At 49.5% G+C, this 22,113-nt stretch carries 20 protein-coding genes; 8 read left to right on the top strand and 12 right to left on the bottom strand.

Annotated elements, in window-relative coordinates; translation table 11 throughout:
- Positions 1-78 precede the first annotated feature (78 nt).
- A complete protein-coding gene (locus tag ACMHLI_RS05940; RefSeq protein ID WP_413528643.1) occupies positions 79-375 on the top strand; it encodes a YciI family protein in 297 nt (98 codons plus the stop codon).
- An 82-nt stretch (positions 376-457) separates the two neighbouring features.
- Positions 458-649, top strand: coding sequence for a YnfU family zinc-binding protein (locus tag ACMHLI_RS05935; RefSeq protein ID WP_413528642.1), 192 nt, complete (start codon positions 458-460; stop codon positions 647-649).
- Here ACMHLI_RS05935 and ACMHLI_RS05930 read toward each other — a convergent pair whose 3' ends face one another.
- Complete coding sequence (locus ACMHLI_RS05930; RefSeq protein ID WP_413528641.1) at positions 650-832, bottom strand: YciY family protein; 183 nt, start codon at positions 830-832, stop codon at positions 650-652. It lies immediately after the preceding gene.
- A gap of 280 nt (positions 833-1,112) precedes the next feature.
- Here ACMHLI_RS05930 and cls point away from each other — a divergent pair, with 280 nt between their 5' ends.
- Complete coding sequence (cls, locus tag ACMHLI_RS05925) at positions 1,113-2,573, top strand: cardiolipin synthase (protein ID WP_413528640.1); 1,461 nt, start codon at positions 1,113-1,115, stop codon at positions 2,571-2,573.
- Positions 2,574-2,654: 81 nt separating this feature from the next.
- Positions 2,655-2,978 carry an HI1450 family dsDNA-mimic protein gene (locus ACMHLI_RS05920; RefSeq protein ID WP_112165646.1) on the top strand — a complete coding sequence of 108 codons (324 nt, stop codon included), beginning with the start codon at positions 2,655-2,657 and terminating at the stop codon, positions 2,976-2,978.
- A gap of 70 nt (positions 2,979-3,048) precedes the next feature.
- Here the strand turns inward: ACMHLI_RS05920 and oppF are convergent, their stop codons facing one another.
- From oppF to ACMHLI_RS05890, 6 genes are all read right to left on the bottom strand, one after another.
- Positions 3,049-4,053 (bottom strand): murein tripeptide/oligopeptide ABC transporter ATP binding protein OppF, encoded by a 1,005-nt coding sequence (oppF, locus tag ACMHLI_RS05915; protein WP_056781023.1) that lies wholly within the window; start codon positions 4,051-4,053, stop codon positions 3,049-3,051.
- 29 nt (positions 4,054-4,082) lie between these two features.
- Entirely contained in the window at positions 4,083-5,045 is a 963-nt protein-coding gene (locus tag ACMHLI_RS05910; protein WP_413528651.1) for an ABC transporter ATP-binding protein, read from the bottom strand.
- Between the two features lie 71 nt (positions 5,046-5,116).
- A complete protein-coding gene (gene oppC / locus ACMHLI_RS05905; protein ID WP_413528639.1) occupies positions 5,117-6,025 on the bottom strand; it encodes an oligopeptide ABC transporter permease OppC in 909 nt (302 codons plus the stop codon).
- Between the two features lie 15 nt (positions 6,026-6,040).
- Entirely contained in the window at positions 6,041-6,961 is a 921-nt protein-coding gene (gene oppB, locus ACMHLI_RS05900) for an oligopeptide ABC transporter permease OppB (protein ID WP_413528638.1), read from the bottom strand.
- A 179-nt stretch (positions 6,962-7,140) separates the two neighbouring features.
- A complete protein-coding gene (gene oppA, locus ACMHLI_RS05895) occupies positions 7,141-8,781 on the bottom strand; it encodes an oligopeptide ABC transporter substrate-binding protein OppA (RefSeq protein ID WP_413528637.1) in 1,641 nt (546 codons plus the stop codon).
- A 1,163-nt stretch (positions 8,782-9,944) separates the two neighbouring features.
- A complete protein-coding gene (locus ACMHLI_RS05890) occupies positions 9,945-10,589 on the bottom strand; it encodes a YchE family NAAT transporter (protein WP_112165637.1) in 645 nt (214 codons plus the stop codon).
- Positions 10,590-11,129: 540 nt separating this feature from the next.
- Between ACMHLI_RS05890 and adhE the strand changes: the two genes are divergently transcribed.
- Positions 11,130-13,805 carry a bifunctional acetaldehyde-CoA/alcohol dehydrogenase gene (adhE, locus tag ACMHLI_RS05885; protein WP_413528636.1) on the top strand — a complete coding sequence of 892 codons (2,676 nt, stop codon included), beginning with the start codon at positions 11,130-11,132 and terminating at the stop codon, positions 13,803-13,805.
- Positions 13,806-13,943: 138 nt separating this feature from the next.
- Here adhE and ACMHLI_RS05880 read toward each other — a convergent pair whose 3' ends face one another.
- Positions 13,944-14,552, bottom strand: a complete 609-nt coding sequence (locus tag ACMHLI_RS05880) for a thymidine kinase (protein ID WP_413528635.1) — start codon at positions 14,550-14,552, stop codon at positions 13,944-13,946.
- A 621-nt stretch (positions 14,553-15,173) separates the two neighbouring features.
- Between ACMHLI_RS05880 and hns the strand changes: the two genes are divergently transcribed.
- Positions 15,174-15,581 carry a histone-like nucleoid-structuring protein H-NS gene (gene hns, locus ACMHLI_RS05875; protein WP_056780802.1) on the top strand — a complete coding sequence of 136 codons (408 nt, stop codon included), beginning with the start codon at positions 15,174-15,176 and terminating at the stop codon, positions 15,579-15,581.
- A gap of 196 nt (positions 15,582-15,777) precedes the next feature.
- On the opposite strand, the gene ACMHLI_RS05870 is transcribed toward hns, so the two are convergent.
- The 4 genes from ACMHLI_RS05870 to rssA all read right to left on the bottom strand — a co-directional run bounded on the left by ACMHLI_RS05870 (position 15,778) and on the right by rssA (position 20,386).
- Positions 15,778-16,785, bottom strand: a complete 1,008-nt coding sequence (locus ACMHLI_RS05870; RefSeq protein WP_413528634.1) for an NAD-dependent epimerase — start codon at positions 16,783-16,785, stop codon at positions 15,778-15,780.
- A 9-nt stretch (positions 16,786-16,794) separates the two neighbouring features.
- The gene (locus ACMHLI_RS05865) at positions 16,795-18,138 is read right to left on the bottom strand and encodes a UDP-glucose dehydrogenase family protein (protein ID WP_413528633.1); all 1,344 of its coding nucleotides are present in this window, start codon (positions 18,136-18,138) and stop codon (positions 16,795-16,797) included.
- Between the two features lie 226 nt (positions 18,139-18,364).
- Positions 18,365-19,378 carry a two-component system response regulator RssB gene (gene rssB, locus ACMHLI_RS05860; protein WP_413528632.1) on the bottom strand — a complete coding sequence of 338 codons (1,014 nt, stop codon included), beginning with the start codon at positions 19,376-19,378 and terminating at the stop codon, positions 18,365-18,367.
- A 96-nt stretch (positions 19,379-19,474) separates the two neighbouring features.
- A complete protein-coding gene (gene rssA, locus ACMHLI_RS05855) occupies positions 19,475-20,386 on the bottom strand; it encodes a patatin-like phospholipase RssA (RefSeq protein ID WP_413528631.1) in 912 nt (303 codons plus the stop codon).
- Between the two features lie 147 nt (positions 20,387-20,533).
- Here rssA and ACMHLI_RS05850 point away from each other — a divergent pair, with 147 nt between their 5' ends.
- The gene (locus tag ACMHLI_RS05850) at positions 20,534-20,998 is read left to right on the top strand and encodes a YchJ family protein (protein ID WP_413528630.1); all 465 of its coding nucleotides are present in this window, start codon (positions 20,534-20,536) and stop codon (positions 20,996-20,998) included.
- Between the two features lie 54 nt (positions 20,999-21,052).
- On the top strand, positions 21,053-21,901 hold the full coding sequence (gene purU, locus ACMHLI_RS05845; RefSeq protein ID WP_112164351.1) for a formyltetrahydrofolate deformylase: 849 nt from the start codon (positions 21,053-21,055) through the stop codon (positions 21,899-21,901).
- Positions 21,902-22,113: the final 212 nt, after the last annotated feature.

Here is a 22,113-nt window from a genome sequence, read left to right as displayed (position 1 = left end):
CTATGGTAATTCTGCACATCGGTCTGCCCGCGCGAAATCGCGACAGATTGCTCATTAAAATCAAAAGAAAGGTGGCCCATGCTTTATGTTATTTATTCTGAAGATGTATCCGACTCACTGGAAAAACGTGCGGCTGCCCGCCCTGCACATATCGAAAGGCTTAAAAAATTGCAGGCTTTGGGCCGGGTATTAATCGGCGGACCAACGCCGGCAATCGACAGTGAAGACCCCGGTGCTGCAGGCATGACCGGTTCACTGCTGGTGGTAGAGTTTGAAACGCTGGAAGCCGCGAAAGCCTGGGCGGATGCTGACCCGTATGTCGAGGCGGGCGTGTATAAAGCCGTCACCGTGAAACCCTTTAAACGCGTCTTCTGAAACTGAACTGCGTCACGACCTGAACCGTCGTGGCGCAATAACCCCAAAGCCGTCACAATGCTTTCATGGCTTCTGTGTTAGGATGTTTACCCCTGCCCATGAGGTAAGCACTATGTCATTCTTCGACGGACTGAAGTTTCTAACCAGTAAAACCACGAAGGTTACTTGCCCTGAATGCGGGTATGTTGCTGAACAAATCAGCACCAAAGTTCGCAAAAACTCCACGCTGGTCTGTAAAAAATGCGGCGCGCTTTTCCAGCCTAAATCCCGCTAATCATGAACTCCATTCGTAATTCACGGCATACAATGACAGGCGTTGATGTTGTTGGTGGTGGATTTGACGAATACGGTAGATGTGACGATAGCGTCTCGACTGACCTTCCAGCCAGCGGCTTCTCCGGCGCTGAGTCTGGCGTAACATACGCCAGCGACCGACTTCATTTTTACTGCGTTTCATACACCTGTGTCCCGTGGTGGCCGTCACTGTTCAATAATGAAAGAATAAGAACGGAAGAATTTAGCCGGGACATTATAGGCCGATGACGTTGTGATCCAAGTCTTGTTTCTCACCTTGTCCCCTGTAATCAGCTAACCTTGATATCAGCACCCTGAGAATTTTTATCAGTCATTAACAGATTCAGAGGTAGCTGATTGATTGGTGGGAAAAAGTTGGTTAAAAGAATTCCCCGAACACGTACACTTACGCTAATGGCTTGCGAACAGGATTTTTCGCCTTTATGACAACTTTTTATACGGTAATCAGCGGATTTCTGGTTTTTGGATACTGGTTACTGATAGCCGGCGTAACTCTGCGCATTTTGATGAAACGCCGTGCGGTGCCTTCGGCCATGGCGTGGCTGCTGATCATCTATATCATTCCTCTTGTTGGCATCATCGCCTATCTGTCGTTTGGTGAACTTCATCTGGGCAAACGTCGCGCCGAACGTGCAAAAGCGATGTGGCCTTCTACGGCGCGCTGGCTGAACGATCTCAAAGATTGCCAGCGGATTTTTGCCACCGAAACCAGTGAAATTGCCGCCTCTTTATTCCAGCTCTGCGAACGCCGTCAGGGTATCGCGGGGGTAAAAGGCAACCAGCTTCAGCTGCTGACCACCAGCGATGACGTGCTTAAAGCGATGATGCGCGATATTGAACTAGCGCGCAGCAACATCGAGATGGTGTTTTACATCTGGCAGCCCGGTGGTCTGGTTGATCAGGTTGCCGAATCGCTGATGGCGGCTTCACGACGGGGTATCCATTGCCGTCTGATGCTCGACTCAGCCGGCAGCGTTACTTTCTTCCGCAGCCCGTATCCGGCAATGATGCGTAATGCCGGTATCGAAGTTGTAGAAGCATTACAGGTAAATTTGTTCCGTGTGTTCCTTCGCCGGATGGATCTGCGTCAGCACCGTAAAGTCGTATTAATCGACAACTATGTCGCCTACACCGGCAGCATGAATATGGTCGATCCGCGTTTCTTTAAACAGGATGCAGGCGTCGGTCAGTGGGTTGATCTGATGGCGCGCATGGAGGGCCCGGTAGCGACCACTATGGGTATCGTTTATTCCTGCGACTGGGAAATCGAAACCGGTAAACGTATTCTGCCGCCGGAGCCCGATACTAATCAGATGCCGTTCGAGCAGGAAAGTGGCCATACGATTCAGGTTATCGCGTCAGGGCCGGGCTTTCCGGAAGATATGATCCATCAGGCTTTGCTTACTGCCACGTATTCTGCGCGCGAACAGCTGGTCATGACCACGCCTTATCTGGTGCCGAGCGACGATTTGCTTCATGCAATATGTACCGCCGCACAGCGCGGTGTGGATGTCAGCATTATCTTGCCGCTAAAAAATGACTCTATGATGGTCGGCTGGGCCAGCCGCGCGTTCTTTAACGAGCTGCTGGAAGCCGGTGTCAAAATTTACCAGTTCGAAGACGGCCTGCTGCACACCAAAAGTATTCTGGTGGATGGGCAACTGAGCCTGGTCGGGACTGTCAATCTGGACATGCGCAGCCTTTGGCTCAATTTTGAAATCACGCTGGTGATCGATGACGCCGGATTCGGTGCCGATCTGGGTCGCGTTCAGGACGATTACATTGCGCGTTCGCGCCTGCTGGATGTCGAAGCCTGGCTGAAACGTCCCTTCTGGCATCGTCTGGTCGAACGTTTGTTCTACTTTTTCAGCCCGCTGCTGTAAAAGCCGCGTTGAGCGTGGTGTAATACGCGCAGTACCGGTTTTGATAAAGCCTGAATACACTCATTTGTAAACGAGAATGCTATGGACCTGAATAATCGCCTGACCGAAGACGAAACGCTTGAGCAAGCTTACGATATCTTTCTGGAACTGGCCGGGGATAACCTGGATCCAGCGGATATCCTGATCTTCAATCTGCAATTTGAAGAACGCGGTGGCGCTGAGCTTTATGATCCGGCAGAAGACTGGGTAGAACATGTGGATTTCGATCTAAACCCTGACTTCTTCGCTGAAGTGGTGATTGGTCTGGCGGACGCAGAAGACATGCCGATCAATGATATTTTTGCCCGCGTGCTGCTGTGCCGGGAGAAAGATCATAAGCTGTGCCACATTCTCTGGAAAGAGTAACCCGAATATAGCGCATAAAAAAACCTGCCAGCGGCAGGTTTTTTTATGCTTCAGGACTGACAGCAATGATTCAGAGCGGATCAACTTTCAGGCAGGAAACCGCATGGCGGAAACTGCCTTCGAGCAGCGGACGGGTGATCGCACATTCCGGTCCGGCAATCGGACAACGTGTACGGAACACGCAGCCGGATGGAGGATTGATTGGCGAAGGTAATTCCCCTTCCAGCAACTGAATCACTTTGTTGCGCTCTTTGTCCGGGTCCGGCACCGGCACGGCAGACATCAGCGCGCGGGTGTAAGGATGCTGAGGATTGTTATACACCTCATCATAAGTGCCGAGTTCCACCGCGTGACCCAGGTACATCACCAGAACACGGTCAGAGATGTGTTTTACCACTGCCAGATCGTGCGCGATGAAGATCAGTGACAAGCCCATTTCGCGCTGCAACTGTTGCAGCAGGTTTACCACCTGCGCCTGAATCGACACATCCAGTGCGGACACCGGTTCGTCACAGATAATCAGCTTCGGCTCAAGGATCAGAGCACGCGCGATACCAATACGCTGACACTGACCACCCGAGAATTCGTGCGGGTAACGGTTGATCAGGTTAGGCAACAGCCCGACCTTCAGCATCATCGCCTTCACTTTCTCTTTCACCTCTAAACGAGGCATATTCGGATTATAGGTTTTCAGCGGCTCGGCGATAATTTCGCCGATAGTCATACGCGGGTTCAGGGACGCCAGCGGATCCTGGAAAATCATCTGAATATCGCTGCGGGTTTTACGCCACTCGTTATCAGACATATTCAGCAGGTCTTTACCCAGCCACGCCACGCGACCGTCAGTCGCTTTCACCAAACCTATTAGTGCCCGGGCAAAGGTCGACTTACCGCAGCCAGATTCCCCTACCACGCCCAACGTTTCACCTTCATAAAGACGCAAAGTGACGCCATCCACGGCTTTCAGGGTTTTTGACGGCTGCCAGAACCACTGTTTACCATCTTTAATGTCGAAATGGACTTTGAGATCGGCCACTTCCAGCAGGACTTTTTTCTCCGGCGCGTGGGTGTTCATCGCGGAGCTGTCCATGATTGTATTGTCAGTCATACCAGTTCCTCCAGCGGCTTATAGCAGGCACGCAAACGACCCTCACCGAAACGCTCAAGCGGTGGCGCTGTGGCGCAAATATCCATTGAGTGCGGACAACGCGGCTGGAACGGACAGCCTTTTGGCAGACGCAGCAGGTTTGGCGGGTTACCTGGGATGGTCATCATGGCGCCGCCTTCTGCATCAAGACGCGGAACAGCATTCAGCAGACCGATGGAGTACGGATGACAAGGTTCGTAGAACACGTCGCGGGCGCGGCCATATTCCATAGTACGGCCTGCGTACATCACCAGCACTTTGTCACAGATTCCGGCAACAACGCCCAGATCGTGTGTGATCATGATGATCGCGGTGTTGAACTCAGCTTTCAGTTCATTCAGCAGCGTCATGATCTGCGCCTGGACGGTCACGTCCAGAGCCGTGGTGGGCTCATCGGCGATCAACAGTTTCGGACGACACAACAGCGCCATCGCGATCATCACGCGCTGGCGCATACCGCCGGAGAATTCGTGAGGAAACATTTTCATACGCTTGCGGGCTTCCGGCATTTTTACCGCATCCAGCATACGTACAGATTCTTCAAAGGCTTCACGTTTGCTGAGGTGTTTATGCAGCATCAGCACTTCCATCAGCTGCTCACCGACGCGCATGTACGGGTTCAGCGAGGTCATCGGATCCTGGAAAATCATCGAAATCTGCTCGGCGCGCAGCTTGTTCAGCTCCTTTTGCGGCAGATTAAGGATTTCGCGGCCGTTGAATTTCGCTGAGCCGCCGATGCGGCCATTGCTGGCCAGCAGGCCCATCAGTGCAAACGCAGTCTGGGATTTACCGGAACCGGATTCACCCACTATCCCTAAGGTTTCACCGGCGCGCAGGTCGAAATTCAGATCGTTTACCGCAGTAACATCGCCGTCAGGCGTCTCGAAAGTGACGCGCAGGTCTTTCACGTCCAGCAACATCTCGCCTTTCAGGGCAGAAGCCGGTGCCGCGTTGGCTTGAATTTGTTCAATAGTGCTCATGGTTGCACTCCTTAACGATCTTTCGGGTCGAGGGCATCACGCAGGCCATCGCCGATAAAATTGAAACAGAACAGAGTTACAACCAGGAAGCCTGCCGGGAACAGCAGTAACCAAGGTGAAACTTCCATCGAGTTGGCGCCGTCACTTAACAATGCGCCCCAGCTGCTCAGCGGCTCCTGCGTACCCAGACCCAGGAAGCTCAGGAAGGATTCGAACAGGATCATGCTTGGCACCAGCAATGACGCATACACCACTACGACACCTAAAACGTTGGGAACAATGTGACGCAACACGATATTGCGCGTACTCACACCGCTGACCAACGCCGCTTCGATGAATTCTTTACGTTTCAGGCTAAGGGTCTGGCCACGCACGATACGTGCCATATCCAGCCACGACACCATGCCGATCGCCACGAAAATCAACAGGATGTTCTGTCCGAAGAAAGTCACGAGCAGGATAACAAAGAACATGAACGGGAAAGAGTTGAGGATTTCCAGCAAACGCATCATGGCGGAGTCAATCTTACCGCCCAGATAGCCGGACAACGAACCGTACAACGTCCCGAGGATCACCGCCACCAGCGCAGCGGCAACACCCACCATGAGCGAGATACGCCCGCCGATCGCCACACGAACCAGCAAATCACGGCCTGAGGAGTCAGTCCCGAAAAAGTGGTGTGAAGCCATATCAGGCGCGGCCGACATCATATTCCAGTCGGTATCATCGTAGGCAAACTGTGATAAGAACGGAGCGAAAGCCACGAACAGGGCAATAAAGGCCAGAACGATCAGGCTGGTGACTGCAGCGCGGTTATGCATAAAGCGACGACGCGCATCCTGCCACAAACTGCGGCCTTCAACTTCCAGTTTCTCGGTGAAGTTCTCGACAACGTCGCTGTTTTTTTTACTTAACATCATTGACGTACTCCGGCATTAATAACGGATTTTCGGGTCGATGACGGCGTACAGCACGTCAACGATCGCATTGAATAAAATGGTCAATGCGCCCACTAAAATAGTCAGGCTCAGTACCAGCGAGTAGTCACGGTTTAAAGCGCCGTTAACAAACAGCTGGCCGATGCCCGGCAATCCGAAAATGCTCTCGACAACCATCGAACCGGTGATAATCCCCACAAACGCAGGCCCCATGTAAGACAGGACTGGCAAAAGTGCAGGCTTAAGTGCATGGCGCAAAATAATGCGGTGCAACGGTAAGCCTTTAGCGCGTGCTGTGCGGATAAAGTTGGAGTGCAGGATTTCTATCATTGAACCACGGGTGATACGCGCAATGCTGGCGATATAAGCCAGTGAAAGTGCGACCATCGGCAGGATCATGTATTTGACGCCCCCGCCGTTCCAGCCACCGCCCGGCAACCATTTCAGGGTAATGGCAAATATCAGCACCAGTAACGGTGCGACGACGAAACTCGGGATAACCACCCCGGTCATCGCCACTCCCATCACGGTGTAATCCCACTTGGTGTTTTGATTCAGCGCAGCAATAACCCCCGCCGTCACACCAAAAACAATCGCCATGATAAATGCCGCCAGTCCTAATTTCGCCGAAACCGGGAAAGAAGCCGCGACCAGATCATTAACGGTGTAATCCTTATATTTGAACGAGGGGCCGAAATCGCCTTTGGCCAGCTGTTCTAAATAATTGAAATATTGCTTATAGATTGGGTCATTGAGGTGGTATTTCGCCTCAATGTTCGCCATCACTTCTGGTGGAAGATTACGCTCACCCGTAAAAGGGCTGCCCGGTGCGAGACGCATCATAAAAAACGAAATGGTGATCAAAATGAAAAGCGTCGGAATCGCTTCCAGACAGCGGCGTAAAATAAACTTTAACATTGCCCGTACCTGTTTCTAAGCCTGTCACTACAGCTTGATAGTTTTTGGCTTGGTCACGATGACCCGCGTGTGCGGCTCATCGTAGTGGCTCTTTGCTATGGCGCTGAATACTCGCGCCATAAGCATTACCTTCATCAAATAAAACAGGGCAGCTCGGGGATGCCCTGTTTCCTCACGTATTAGTGTTTGATGATGTACAGATCTTTCACGTAGACGTTGTCCTGTGGATCTTTACCGGTGTAACCGCCAACGTATGGTTTCACCAGACGCGCGTTCACGTAGTAATACACAGGGACAATCACAGAATCTTTATCCAGCTGAGTTTCCGCTTTCTGATACAGACCCGCACGTTCGTCGTCAGTTTTCGCCGTCAGAGTGTCCGCGATCGCTTTATCAAACGCCGCGCTCTTATAGTGAGAGGTGTTGTTGCTGCTGTCAGACAGCATGGTGTTCAGGAAGGAAGACGGTTCGTTGTAGTCAGAGCACCAGCCGGCGCGCGCTACATCGAAGTTGCCCTGATGACGGCTATCCAGGAAGGTTTTCCATTCCTGGTTGACAAGTTTCACGTCCACTCCCAGGTTTTTCTTCCAGATAGCGGCTGCGGCAATCGCCAGTTTCTTATGCAAATCAGACGTGTTGTACAGCAGTTCGAAGGTCAGTGGTTTGGCCGGTGTGTAACCCGCTTCTGCCAGCAGTTTTTTCGCTTCGGTGTTGCGCTGATCCTGCGTTTCTTTGAACCAGGCCGGAGGCGTCAGTTTCGCGCCGTCGGTGTAAGGAGGGGTGTAGCTGTACGCCGGCAGATCGCCCTGCGCTTTCACTTTGTTCACGATGATGTCACGATCCAGACCCAGTTTCAGCGCTTCACGTACGCGTGAATCAGTGAACGGTGCTTTCTGGTTATTGATTTCGTAGTAGTAAGTACACAGGTACGGATCAACGTGCACTTCGGTAGGGATTTCTTTTTTCAGTTTCTGGAACAGTTCGATCGGCATGTTGTTATATGTCATGTCGATTTCGCCGCTGCGGTAGCGGTTAACGTCTGTGACTTCAGAAGAAATTGGCAGATAAGTAACTTGATTGATGACAGTTTTGGCGTTGTCCCAGTAAGTCGGGCTACGCTCAAGCACGATACGTTCGTTGACGGTCCAGGCCTTCAGTTTGTAGGCGCCGTTGCTGACGTAGTTTTCTGGCTGAGTCCATTTGTCGCCAAATTTCTCAACAACGCTTTTGTTCACCGGCTTCATCGCGGTGTGGGACAGCATTTTAACAAAATACGGGACCGGTTCGGTCAGTGTCACTTGCAGGGTATGGTCATCAATCGCCTTCACACCCAGGGTATCAGGGCTTTTCTTACCGCTGATGATGTCATCGATGTTTTCGATGTGGCCGTATTGCAGGTAGCTTTCATACGGAGAGGCAGTTTTTGGATCAGCCAGGCGCTGCCAGCTGAACACGAAATCTTGAGCAGTAACAGGGTCGCCGTTGGACCATTTAGCTTCCGGACGCAGGTGGAAAGTCCAGACTTTGAAATCTTTGTTTTCCCAGCTGGTAGCGACGCCAGGAATGACGCTGCCGTCTTTACTGTCGGTATTTACCAGACCTTCCAGCAAATCACGGATAACGTTCGATTCCGGAACGCCTTCAACTTTATGCGGGTCAAGAGACTGAACTTCTGAACCGTTATTACGCACCAGCTCTTGCTTGTCTGACAGCGTCACACCGGCAGGTACAGTAGCTGCAAAGGCGGTATTGATAGATATGGCGCCAACCGCAGCCATGATGCAGGCAGCCAGCAGATTTTTTTTTGTGATGTTGGTCATTGTCATTCAACTCCAATTTTTATTATGAACTTACGCGCTTTGGCGCAAGATAAACCCTTTCCGGGTTAACGGATTTCACAAGCAGGAACGAATTGCTCAGAAACTCCCCCATTTCGTCACCATCCACAGATGGTGTCCCCTCTTACTACGTGAAGCCGTTGAAACGTCAGGCTGTTAAGCGCCATGCGGTTTCAGAGATCGTTAAGGATGATCCCCTCCATTTGACTCGCCCCGCTCACCGCCGATTTTGACTTCGGGGATAAACCAGGCCGTCGCATACTGATATTCCTATTCCCACTCAATAAAGTTTTTTGGCTTTCACCCGTAAAGCCGAAAGCCTCCCGGCATCATCAAACGGCGGGAATCAAATAAGAAGAAGAACTGAAGATTTGTTTTGCTTAACGGGAAGATTCAACACAAGGCTATGTAATGCCAGCAACGCAAAGCCTGTCTTCCTGAAAAGAGAAAGCGACTGAGGATAAATTTGCGTTACGTATTGCGACACTTCGCTCTCCAAAAACAAATGAAACTGCTTCAATCTTTCTATGCCTTGCAAGATTCGTTCTCACTTAGAGCATGACTCTAAACAATTTTCCATTTGTGAAGACGTTTTGAAAATTATCAGAAGCCCGATACCGGCGCCAATTAATTTTGCAAATTTGTTACGTAATTCTCTTTTATGCGTTGCAGAGCGTTTGGAGCCTACTAAGTACAGCACAAACAAAGTGCATTTAACTCACTGATTTTGATTAAAAATTAGCAATCTCTTCAATTCAAAAATGCATTACAGCTTGCTCAACAACCCGGCTGACACAATCAGTTAACAATCTGCGCATTTCAAGGATAATGCCCTGTTAACTGCTGTGTTAACACTAATAACATCTCGATACGGCCTGCACAAGCCTTACAGAATGATGTGGATAAATTAACGGCAAAACGGGCAGGAAAGGAGTGTATTAAGCAAAAAAATAGCTAAGTTTATTATAAGAAATGAAGGCTTGGAGTGAAATGAAGTATGAGAAGGGAGTTTACGCTACATTTGGGTGCAAACGCTCTTATTTACGCCATTAGCTGCACTATATTAATGCATGGCATTATAAGTGGAAGTAATAATTATCGCGAAAACACATCAGCGTTTTCGCGATAATTTGTCTGCTTATTGATTAGAGCAAGCCGGGAAAAATAGCTTTTATCCCGGTGACAATAAACTCAATCCCCAGAGACATCAGCAATAAACCCATGATTCGGGTAATGACGTTGATGCCGGTTTGCCCCAACAAACGTACCAGCAAAGGCGCGGCACGGAACAAAAGCCAGCAACAGAACGCGAAAAACATGATCGCCAGCGTCAGACCGAGCAGGTTTTGCCAGCCGTTGTAGCGAGAACTCCAGACGATTGTCGAACTGATCGCCCCCGGCCCCGCCATCAGAGGTAAGGCTAAAGGAACAACACCGACGTTTTCACGGATCGCCGTTTCCGACTTCTCTTGTTTGTTCTGCTTATCTTCGCCCAGCTTGCCGCTTATCATCGACATCGCAATGGTCACTACCAGGATGCCGCCGGCAATGCGAAATGAATCAATTGAAATCCCAAACAGATGAAGAATGGCATCGCCGAGAAATAATGCCGTCGACAATATAATGGCGACCGACAGGTTAGCCGTCATATTGGTCTTATTACGGCCAGCCGCTGCCTGATAGCTGGTCATACTAATGAAAACAGGCAGGATCCCGACAGGGTTCACCAGTGCAAACAGCCCGACGAAAAATTTGATATAGCCTGAAAAATCTAATAAAGATTGGCTCACGCAGAACTCCGCACAAAATGCCAGTAGATGAAGGTCTTGATGGGGCGCTAATGTACTGGAATTGCAATGAAGGCGCCACGTCGTTTCATGGTATTTATCACCAGAATTTCAATAAAAAGCAGTGAATGACACTTTTGTTAAATAAGTGTAATGTTGCTGCCCTAAATGGCTGCTAATTTGTAGGCGATTAGGTATTTTTTGATAATTATTCTCAATAAACCCCAGCTGAAAGGTGTCAGCATCGGTGTTTAGTGATCCAGATCAAATTCCTCCTCCCTACAAATAGGTAAGCTTTGCGCATAGTCACTCACCGGTACTTACGAACAGGCTCTGACATAAACGTTCATAAGATGGCGCGGAATGGCAATTTATCTACTACAGGTGCTACACGACTGAAAGCTCTTTGAGCAAATAAAGAGACAGAGATAACACATTGAGAATGATAGCATTAATTACTTTCTCACGGTGTAAGATAGCAAGGCTATACTAATCTCTGGCAGGTTATTTACTAAAAGAGTTTAACTTTATCAGGAGAGCATTATGGCTGTAACAAATGTCGCCGAACTGAACGCGCTGGTTGCCCGAGTCAAAAAGGCACAGCGTGAATATGCCAACTTCAGTCAAGAACAAGTAGATAAGATCTTCGCTGCCGCCGCCCTGGCTGCTGCCGATGCGCGAATTCTGCTGGCAAAACTTGCTGTTGAAGAATCCGGTATGGGTATTGTCGAAGACAAAGTGATCAAAAACCACTTCGCCTCAGAATATATCTACAACGCCTATAAAGATGAAAAAACCTGTGGCATCCTCGGTCAGGATGATACCTTCGGTACCATCACTATCGCAGAGCCAATCGGCATCATCTGCGGTATCGTACCTACCACCAACCCAACGTCCACTGCGATTTTCAAAGCGCTGATTAGCCTGAAAACCCGTAACGGCATCATCTTCTCCCCACACCCACGTGCTAAAAATGCGACGAACAAAGCTGCAGATATCGTTCTGCAAGCGGCTATCGCTGCGGGTGCGCCGAAAGACATTATTGGCTGGATTGACGAACCAAGTGTAGAACTGTCTAACCAGTTGATGCATCACCCAGACATCAACCTGATCCTGGCGACCGGTGGTCCTGGCATGGTGAAAGCAGCCTACAGCTCTGGTAAACCAGCCATCGGCGTGGGTGCAGGTAACACTCCAGTTGTTGTTGATGAAACTGCTGATATCAAACGTGTTGTTGCTTCGGTTCTGATGTCAAAAACCTTCGATAACGGCGTAATCTGTGCATCAGAACAGTCCATCATTGTGGTTGATTCTGTCTATAACGCAGTACGTGAACGCTTCTCTTCCCACGGCGGTTACATGCTGCAGGGTAAAGAGCTGAAAGCGGTTTCCGACATCATCCTTAAAAATGGTGGCCTGAACGCGGCTATCGTAGGTCAGCCAGCAGCGAAAATCGCTGAAATGGCCGGCATCAAAGTTCCCGCTCATACTAAAGTGTTAATCGGCGAAGTCAGCGTTGTTGACGAATCTGAACCGTTTGCACATGAAAAACTGTCCCCTACCCTCGCGATGTACCGTGCAAAAGATTTTGAAGATGCGGTAGCAAAAGCAGAGAAACTGGTAGAAATGGGCGGTATCGGCCATACCTCTTGTCTGTACACAGACCAGGATAACCAACCAGAACGTGTTAACTATTTTGGCAACAAAATGAAGACTGCACGTATTCTTATCAACACCCCTGCTTCACAGGGTGGTATCGGTGACCTGTATAACTTCAAACTTGCCCCTTCTCTGACGCTGGGCTGCGGTTCATGGGGTGGTAACTCCATCTCTGAAAACGTCGGTCCTAAACACTTGATCAACAAGAAAACTGTAGCGAAGCGAGCAGAAAACATGTTGTGGCATAAACTTCCAAAATCTATCTACTTCCGTCGTGGCTCACTGCCAATCGCACTGGAAGAAGTGGCGACTGACGGAGCAAAACGCGCCTTCATCGTGACTGACCGTTACCTGTTCAACAACGGCTACGCAGACCAGATCACCAGCGTTCTGAAAGGCCACGGTATTGAAACTGAAGTGTTCTTCGAAGTAGAAGCGGATCCAACGCTGAGCATTGTGCGTAAAGGTGCTGAGCAGATGAACTCCTTCAAACCAGATGTGATCATCGCACTGGGTGGTGGTTCACCGATGGATGCAGCGAAAATCATGTGGGTGCTGTACGAACATCCAAACACTCAGTTCGAAGATTTGGCGCTGCGCTTTATGGATATCCGTAAACGTATCTACAAATTCCCGAAAATGGGCGTGAAAGCGAAAATGATCGCCGTCACCACCACTTCCGGCACCGGTTCTGAAGTGACTCCGTTTGCTGTTGTAACCGATGATGCTACAGGTCAGAAATATCCACTGGCTGACTATGCTCTGACTCCGGATATGGCTATCGTCGATGCCAACCTGGTCATGAACATGCCAAAATCACTCTGTGCGTTCGGTGGTCTTGATGCGGTAACTCACGCCCTGGAAGCTTACGTTTCAGTACTGGCGAATGAATACTCTGATGGCCAGGCGCTTCAGGCTCTGAAATTGCTGAAAGAAAACCTGCCAGCCAGCTACCACGAAGGGTCTAAAAACCCGGTTGCTCGCGAACGTGTTCACAATGCGGCAACTATCGCGGGTATCGCGTTTGCCAACGCCTTCCTGGGTGTCTGTCACTCCATGGCCCACAAACTGGGTTCAGAGTTCCACATTCCTCACGGTCTGGCCAATGCCATGCTGATTTCCAATGTTATCCGTTACAATGCTAACGATAACCCGACCAAACAAACTGCTTTCAGTCAGTATGACCGCCCACAAGCGCGTCGTCGCTACGCTGAAATCGCAGACCATTTAGGTCTGGGTGCTCCTGGCGACCGTACTGCACAGAAAATCCAGAAACTGTTGAACTGGTTGGACGAAATCAAAGCGGATCTGGGTATCCCAACCTCTATTCGTGAAGCAGGCGTTCAGGAAGCAGACTTCCTGGCTAAAGTAGACAAACTCTCTGAAGATGCGTTTGATGACCAGTGTACCGGTGCTAACCCACGTTACCCACTGATTGCTGAGCTGAAACAAATTCTGATGGATACCTTCTACGGCCGCGAATATAACGAAGACGTTGCTGATGAAGTTGCAGTTGCTGTACCAGCACCAAAAGCTGATAAGAAAACCAGCAAAAAATAACTTGCTGAGTTTCCGGTAAGCAAAAAACCCGCCACTTGGCGGGTTTTTATTTGCTTCTCATAAAGCGTCGAACGTTCTTACGCTGAAATCTTGGGGCGACACATCCGCGCATGGCGCGTTTTCTATCCACCACGTAGCTTACTGAGGCTTTATTGCATCGTTATCGTCAATAGCAGCCATCGCTTCTTTGTAATGCTTGCGACAAACCGATACATAGCTCTCGTCTCCGCCTATTACGACCTGTGCGCCATCGTGTAGGGCGTGACCTTTCTCATCCAGTCTCAGGTTACGATTGGCTTTACGACCGCAGTGACAGATGGTTTTAAGCTCTACCAGTTTATCCGCCCACGCCAGAAGGTATTCACTGCCCTCAAAAAGTTCGCCACGAAAGTCTGTACGCAATCCATAACACAAGACAGGGACATCAAGGTCATCTACCACGTCTGTCAGCTGCGACACCTGCGCCTTCGTCAGGAACTGGCACTCATCGATCAGAACGCAGTTAAGACGCTGCGGGCCGCTCTCCTGAGCAATAAGGGTAAACAGGTCAGTCTCATTACTATAAAGCTGTGCGGGCGACGACAACCCGATACGGGAGCTGACTTTCCCAAGACCAAACCGGTGATCCAGCTCAGCGGTTAACACCAGCGTGCGCATGCCACGTTCTTGATAATTATATGAAGACTGCAACAGAGACGTAGACTTACCGGCGTTCATAGCCGAGTAATAAAAATAAAGCTGAGCCATGAAGCGGCAACCCCGTAACGTATTGGAAGGCGGAATTTTTCGGCTTGGATTGTACCACAAACCCTCTCACGGATAACAACGCGTTACGGTTCTCAATATGATCCCGGAATAACCTTTCCCGACATTTTGAAAATCACAGAAACTTACAATCAGAAATTATAATCCTACGTAAGGGTAAGAGTTATCGTAACTGCTTATTACCTTACATGACGGGCATTTATATGTAATTTTCAGTGAAGATAATGGTTTGTCTATACATTAAAGAACCGGTCAGCGAAGTCCTAAAAAGGCAGCTGTGCTGCGGCTTATTGCGGCATTAATGCCCTTTCTATCCATATCCTTACAATTGATCCTAGGGTAAATGTTTTAATTGTCCGGATGCGTATACGGTTATACAGCGCAGAGTTCCACTTGAGAATACACCTGCGGAATGTATTGGATAGAGGGTTATAACCCCCCGGTAAATAGCGGCTCCAGGCTCATCTATATTTTAACTGCATCATCATTATTTGCTTTAAATGCGTAAATTAGAGTCAGTAATACAAATTGTCTATTGCAGAACAGGGAAGAGCAATCTATTATTACACAAACGCCCCCCACCATATAATTGAGACTAGTATAATGAGCGAAGCATTAAAGATTCTGAACAACATCCGTACTCTGCGTGCGCAAGCAAGAGAATGCACTCTGGAAACTCTGGAAGAGATGCTGGAAAAATTAGAAGTTGTTGTTAACGAACGTCGCGAAGAAGATTCTCAGGCGGCTGCTGAAATTGAAGAACGCACGCGTAAACTGCAACAATACCGTGAAATGCTGATTGCTGACGGCATTGATCCTAACGAATTGCTGCAAACAATGGCTGCTACCAAATCAGCGGGTAAAGCTAAACGTGCTGCGCGCCCTGCTAAATACAAATACATCGACGAAAACGGCGAAAACAAAACCTGGACCGGCCAGGGTCGTACTCCGGCTGTGATCAAGAAAGCAATCGAAGAGCAAGGCAAATCACTGGACGATTTCCTGCTGTAATTGCTCTTATTGAAACAAGTGTAAGTCATGATAAAACCCATCCATCGCGATGGGTTTTTTGTTTCGGTATTTGAATAGAACTGAACCGTCTTTATCCATAAAAGAAAATTTAATTTATGGATAAAAACTATAAGATTTAACCGAATAAACAGAAACAAAAAAGGCTGCCTGAGCAGCCTTTGTTCACCACGCCAGTTTATACGTGGTAGAAATCGCGATACCAGTCCACGAAGTTTTGTACGCCCTGCTCAACTGTCGTTTCAGGCTTAAAGTTGATGGCCTTATAAAGCGGCTGTGTGTCAGCACTGGTCTCATGCACGTCACCAGGCTGCATAGGCAGCAGGTTCTTGCTGGCTTCGGTCCCCAGCGCCTTCTCAAGCGCACTAATGTAGGCCGTCAGTTTCACCGGGCTGTTATTACCGATATTATAAACACTGTAAGGTGCAGAGCTGCTGGCAGGTGAACCATTCTCCACCGTCCAGTCCGGCTGCGCCTGCGGAATAACATCCTGCAAACGTACAATCGCTTCCGCAATATCATCAATATAGGTAAAGTCGCGACGCATCTCCCCGCGGTTATAAACATCAATACTCTGGCCCGCGATGATGGCTTTTGTAAATTTAAACAATGCCATATCTGGCCGTCCCCAGGGACCGTAGACGGTAAAGAAACGCAATCCAGTTGTTGGCAGGCTATAAAGATGTGAATAAGTGTGAGCCATTAATTCATTGGCTTTTTTGGTCGCGGCATACAGTGAAACAGGATGATCAACAGAATCATCCGTCGAGAAAGGTTGTTTCTTGTTCAGGCCATAAACTGAACTGGAAGAAGCATAAAGTAAGTGACCCACTTTATTATGACGACACCCTTCCAGAACATTAACAAATCCTATGAGGTTAGAATCTGCATATGCCAAAGGATTTTCGATGGAATACCGGACACCGGCTTGCGCAGCCAAATGAATAACACGGTCAAAACGCTGCTCTGCAAACAAATCGGCCATACCCCCGCGATCGGCTAAATCCAGCTTAATGAACGAAAAGCCGTCTTTATTTTCGAGCTGCGCCAGACGCGCGAGTTTCAGATTGACATCATAATAATCATTCAGATTATCAATCCCGACAACGGTATGACCTGCCGCCAGTAAACGTTGTGACACGTAAAAACCAATAAAACCCGCAGCGCCGGTAACCAGATATTTCATGAATACTCCTTACAGAACCGGATTGACTGATGCACCACGGCCAATGCCGTAGTAAGTAAACCCGCGTTTTTCCAAACGTTCAGGATCGAATAAATTACGACCATCAAAGATGACCGGTTCTTTTAATGCATTTTTGATGACATGGAAATCTGGCGCGCGGAAATTCTGCCATTCGGTGCAAATAATCAGCGCATCCGCGTTCTGCAATGCGGATTCTTTAGTGCCCATCAGTTCAAGATCTTCGCGATGACCGTAGATCCGCTGAGTTTCATTCATCGCTTCTGGATCGTAGGCTTTGATTTTCGCCCCTGCTGCCCAGAGTTGTTCCATTAATACACGGCTGGAGGCTTCACGCATGTCATCGGTATTAGGTTTGAACGAAAGGCCCCACAGCGCAAAGGTTTTACCTTTGAGGTCTTCACCAAAGTGACGCTGAATAAATGTCGGCAATTTATATTTTTGCTGATAATTCACCTGTTCCACGGCCTGTAATAATTTCGGATGATAACCAATATGTTCTGCTGTACGGATCAGAGCCTGCACGTCTTTCGGGAAGCAAGAGCCGCCGTAGCCGCAGCCAGGATAGATAAAGTGGTAACCGATACGGGAGTCTGAGCCGATCCCCTGACGAACTTTCTCAATATCTGCACCCAGCATTTCAGCCAGATTAGACATCTCATTCATAAAGCTGATTTTGGTGGCCAGCATGCAGTTTGCCGCGTACTTGGTCAGTTCTGCGCTACGGATATCCATCAGGATCATACGGTCATGATTACGGTTGAAGGGTTCGTACAGTTCACGGATAGGATCGATGGCGTCAGGATTGTCGGTACCAATGACGATACGTTCAGGGCGCATACAGTCGGCGACAGCGGCCCCTTCTTTGAGGAACTCAGGGTTTGAAACGACGTTGAAATCGATATCGACACCGCGCTTTTTCAGCACCTCGGTCATCACTGCACGAACTTTATCCGCAGTCCCGACGGGAACAGTAGACTTATCAATCACCACTTTGGGTTCAGTCATGTGTTCGGCGATGGTACGCGCCACGGCAGTCACATATTTCAGATCTGCGGAGCCATCTTCATCCGGCGGTGTACCAACAGCAATAAACTGAACGGTTGCGTGCGCCACGCCTTCAGCCGCATCGGTGCTGAACAACAGACGCCCTGCTTCATAGTTCTGTTTAACTAACGGGGTTAGACCTGGTTCAAAAATGGGTATCTGACCATTTTTCAGATTTTCTACTTTTTTTGCATCCACATCGATGCACAGTACTTCATGCCCGACTTCAGCAAGAACCGCCGCCTGAACAAGTCCGACGTAACCGATACCAAAAACTGTTACTTTCATCAGCGAATTCCTATTATATATTTTTAAACATCATTTTTAGACTACGTGAAATTGAGACCTAAAATTCTGGGCGCATTATACCAGTTTCAAACGTAAGTGCCTCTGCAAAGGCATATTTTGCATAAGATAGGTCTTAGAATAATGTGATGAATCATTAAGACGAAAAGTCGTGCGGGAGAAATGCTCAATATTATTAAGGCATTATTCTACATGATGAGAAATGTTCTCACTCAGTAGACAACATTAATCTCAGACGCCCACCCGATCCCCACACCTGACATTGCCACGCCTCACAGCGCTGGCTTATCTGATTAGAATAGGTTGCGCCCGTCGTGCCCAGCGGCACGCCGTTACTCAGCTGAATGGTATTGGTGCCGGTATTGAGATTCGCATGCAGGCCTGCCGAGACCAGAATAAGATTTTTATGCTCGGCATGATAATAACCGAGTAAAAGCGGAAACTGGCCTTTCAGGTTTGCTTGTTTGAATAAATGATTCACCTGCTTAAGCAGAGTAGACATCTGCGGTAACCGCTGATGCTGGTCGCTCAAATGCTCACGCAGCAGGCTGTTAAAAATGGCGCGCAGCAACAACGCAGCCAGAACGCCATTTTCATTGGCGCGTGTCACATCCAGACAATAGAAACCCAAATCTTTCGATGACAGCGCCGCAATATCCAGCACCAGTCCCGGATGATCCGTCGTCGTCAGTTGCCGGTAGTTAATGCGGCAATTGGCCAGCGTTTGTTGTACAGGCGGCTGTAATTCTTTGAGCAAACGTTGCGCTTCATTTGGATTACGGCACAACGCTTCCCAGTCCTGAACCAGTGAACTTTCCTCCATCGCCTGAGAAGAAAACAACTTCGGATACAGGCAGGTCAGCAACGCATCGCGTAACCGCTGGAGATCGTTTATCGGTTTAAGCAGCACATCTTCGACACCAAGGCGCAGCATCGTCGCGACATCGGTCATTTTATCTGTAGCGGAAATCACCAGAACGGGAATTTTGTTCCCCTGCAACCGCAGGTTTTCGACAAACTCGATACCGCCCATTTCGGGCATCGCTAAATCGCAGAGGATCAGGTCAGGAGGAAAGTCTTCTATCAGGGATAGGGCCTGCAGGCCATTTTCGGCCTCTGTGAAAGTCGCGCCGAGGGAGCTCACATAGCCAGCGAGCACAGATCGGAAAACGGCTTCGTCTTCAACGATAAGAATGTGCTTGCTTGTAAGTGGTTTATCCATCACGGCCCCCAGATTTTCTTATTCTAATAGTGGCTCATAAAGCCTGTTTTTGCTTGTCAGAATTTTCAGATTCCGTCAATACACACGTTAAGCCACTCAGAACTGTTTGTTTTTTATCAGGGGCAACAATTGTTCTCTTTGTTTTTCGACGGCGAGGCGCCCTGCTTCAATGGCCTCCGCGGCGCGGTGGAAATCGAGCGTCGAAATTTGCGGGCAATAAGGCTGGATAACCACGTCTGGCGGATCGCCCGCCATACGATTACGCTTAAGCCGGTTCTCCAAAACCTGGATGGAGGTCGACATAATTTCCATCGCCGAAGGGCTGACATTCGGCTTACGGGCGTTCGGGCGGGTTAAGCGCTGGCGAATTCTGTCACGCCAGCTCAGGTCTTTCTCAGTAATGAGTGCTTCTCCCGTTGGTTGTACTGTCAGTAAATCTTGCTGCATCAGGTGCGCGTCATGCTGAAGATCGACCGCTATGACAATATCTGCCCCTAACGCACGGGTCAGCGAGACCGGCACCGGGTTCACGACAGCGCCATCCACCAGCCAATACCCGTTATGCCAGACCGGCGCCAGCAGGCCGGGCATGCTGCAGGAGGCGCGAATGGCTTCGTGCAAATGCCCTTTGGTCAACCACAGTTCGCGGCCGGTACTCAGGTTCGTTGCCACGGCGCCGAATTTTTTCGAGCACTCCTCAATCTCGTTGATGCGGATAATCTGTCCGACGGCGTTGAAGACCCGCTCCCCGCGCAGCAATCCTCCGCGTTTCCACGAGAAATCCATCAGGCGCAGCACGTCCCAATAACTGAACGAACGCACCCAGCTTTCCATCGCCGGCAGCCGGTTACTCACATAAGCCGCACCCACCAGCGCACCCACTGAACATCCGGCGACCACATCCACCTCGATATCCATATCTTTCAGGGCATTAATCACGCCGATATGTGCCCAGCCTTTTGCTGCTCCCGAGCCAAGGGCCAGACCAATGGTGACTTTTCTGCTCATGTAAAACCTTAATGCTATCTGTAGATAAGAGTGAACCGGGAAGCGCGTTGCCACACGACGAGGATGTTAGGTAACATAACACTTTGATGCATTCAATAGCGCAACCTGCGTGCAACATACGCAAGACAGGCTGATTCAGGAGTTTACGTGTCCCTACTTTGCCCTTGCGGCAGCAACATCTTGTTCGACGAGTGCTGCCAGCCATACATCGCCGGAGATAAACCGGCACCGACACCCTCTGCGCTGATGCGGTCCCGCTATACCGCCTATACATTGAAAAATGCGAGTTATCTGATAACCACCTGGCATCCTGATTGTCAACCCGAGCACTGGCGCGACAGTTTACAGGAAGGGTTTGCGACCACTGACTGGCAGGGATTGCAGGTCATTAGCCAGTATGACGGTCGCGACCAGGATGAAGGATTCGTGGAATTCGCCGCGCGATTTACCGAAGCCGGTCAGGAGCAGATTCATCTGATCCACGAGCGTTCGCGATTTCTTCGTTTGAAAGAACGCTGGTACTATATAGACGGAATTAAACCGCAGACAGGCCGCAATGATGCCTGCCCGTGCGGATCGGGTAAAAAATATAAGAAGTGCTGCGGTAAATAATTCAATCGCATTGTTAATTTGTTATTACCAGTCTTGGACAGGATCCACACCCTCATGTCGCAACAAAATGTACAAACCAAGGTATTACGCACCATTTGCCCTGATGCAAAAGGTCTGATCGCCAAAATTACGAATATTTGCTACAAGCACGAACTGAATATCGTGCAGAACAATGAATTCGTAGATCACCGCACCGGACGCTTCTTTATGCGTACCGAACTCGAAGGGATCTTCAATGACACTACGCTGCTTGCCGATCTGGACAGCGCGCTGCCTGCCGGTTCCGTACGCGAATTGCACAGCACAGGCCGTCGTCGCATCGTTATTCTGGTGACCAAAGAAGCACATTGCCTTGGCGACCTGCTGATGAAAGCCGTTTACGGCGGTTTAGATGTGGAAATCGCCGCGGTGATCGGTAACCACGACACGCTGCAAACGCTGGTGGAACGCTTCGACATCCCGTTCCATCTGGTCAGCCACGAAGGTCTGACCCGCGAACAGCATGACAGCGCGATGATTGCCCAGATCGACCAGTATCAGCCGGATTACGTGGTTCTGGCGAAATACATGCGCGTTCTGACACCGGGCTTCGTGCAGCATTATCCGCATCAGGTCATCAACATTCACCACTCGTTCCTGCCGGCCTTTATCGGCGCACGCCCGTATCATCAGGCGTACGAACGCGGCGTGAAGCTGATTGGTGCCACAGCGCACTACGTCAACGACAGTTTAGACGAAGGCCCGATCATCATGCAGGACGTGATTAACGTCGATCACACCTATACCGCAGAAGATATGATGCGTGCCGGTCGTGACGTCGAGAAAAACGTGCTTAGCCGTGCGCTGTATCGCGTCCTGGCGCAGCGCGTATTCGTTTACGGGAATCGCACGGTTATCCTGTAGAACGCTGTTCTGACGATGCTTTTCGCGCAGAGAAGCATCGTTAAGAACAAAAAAACCGCAAACGAACTTTATTATCGCTTTCAGCGCTTTACACATCCGTTTCATTTGGTATTATGCGCCCCGTTCGCAGCGTTAACCGCTGTAACGTGAAATCATCCATGTAGCGCATGATGATTTAAGGCCAAGAAGTATGTAGTAAATGCCACAAAAGT

The organism is Rahnella inusitata, assembly GCF_965118895.1.
Classification (GTDB): Bacteria; Pseudomonadota; Gammaproteobacteria; order Enterobacterales; family Enterobacteriaceae; genus Rahnella; species Rahnella inusitata_A.
The sequence above is the reverse complement of the archived record's forward strand: the minus strand, read 5'-3'. Positions and strand labels throughout refer to the sequence as shown.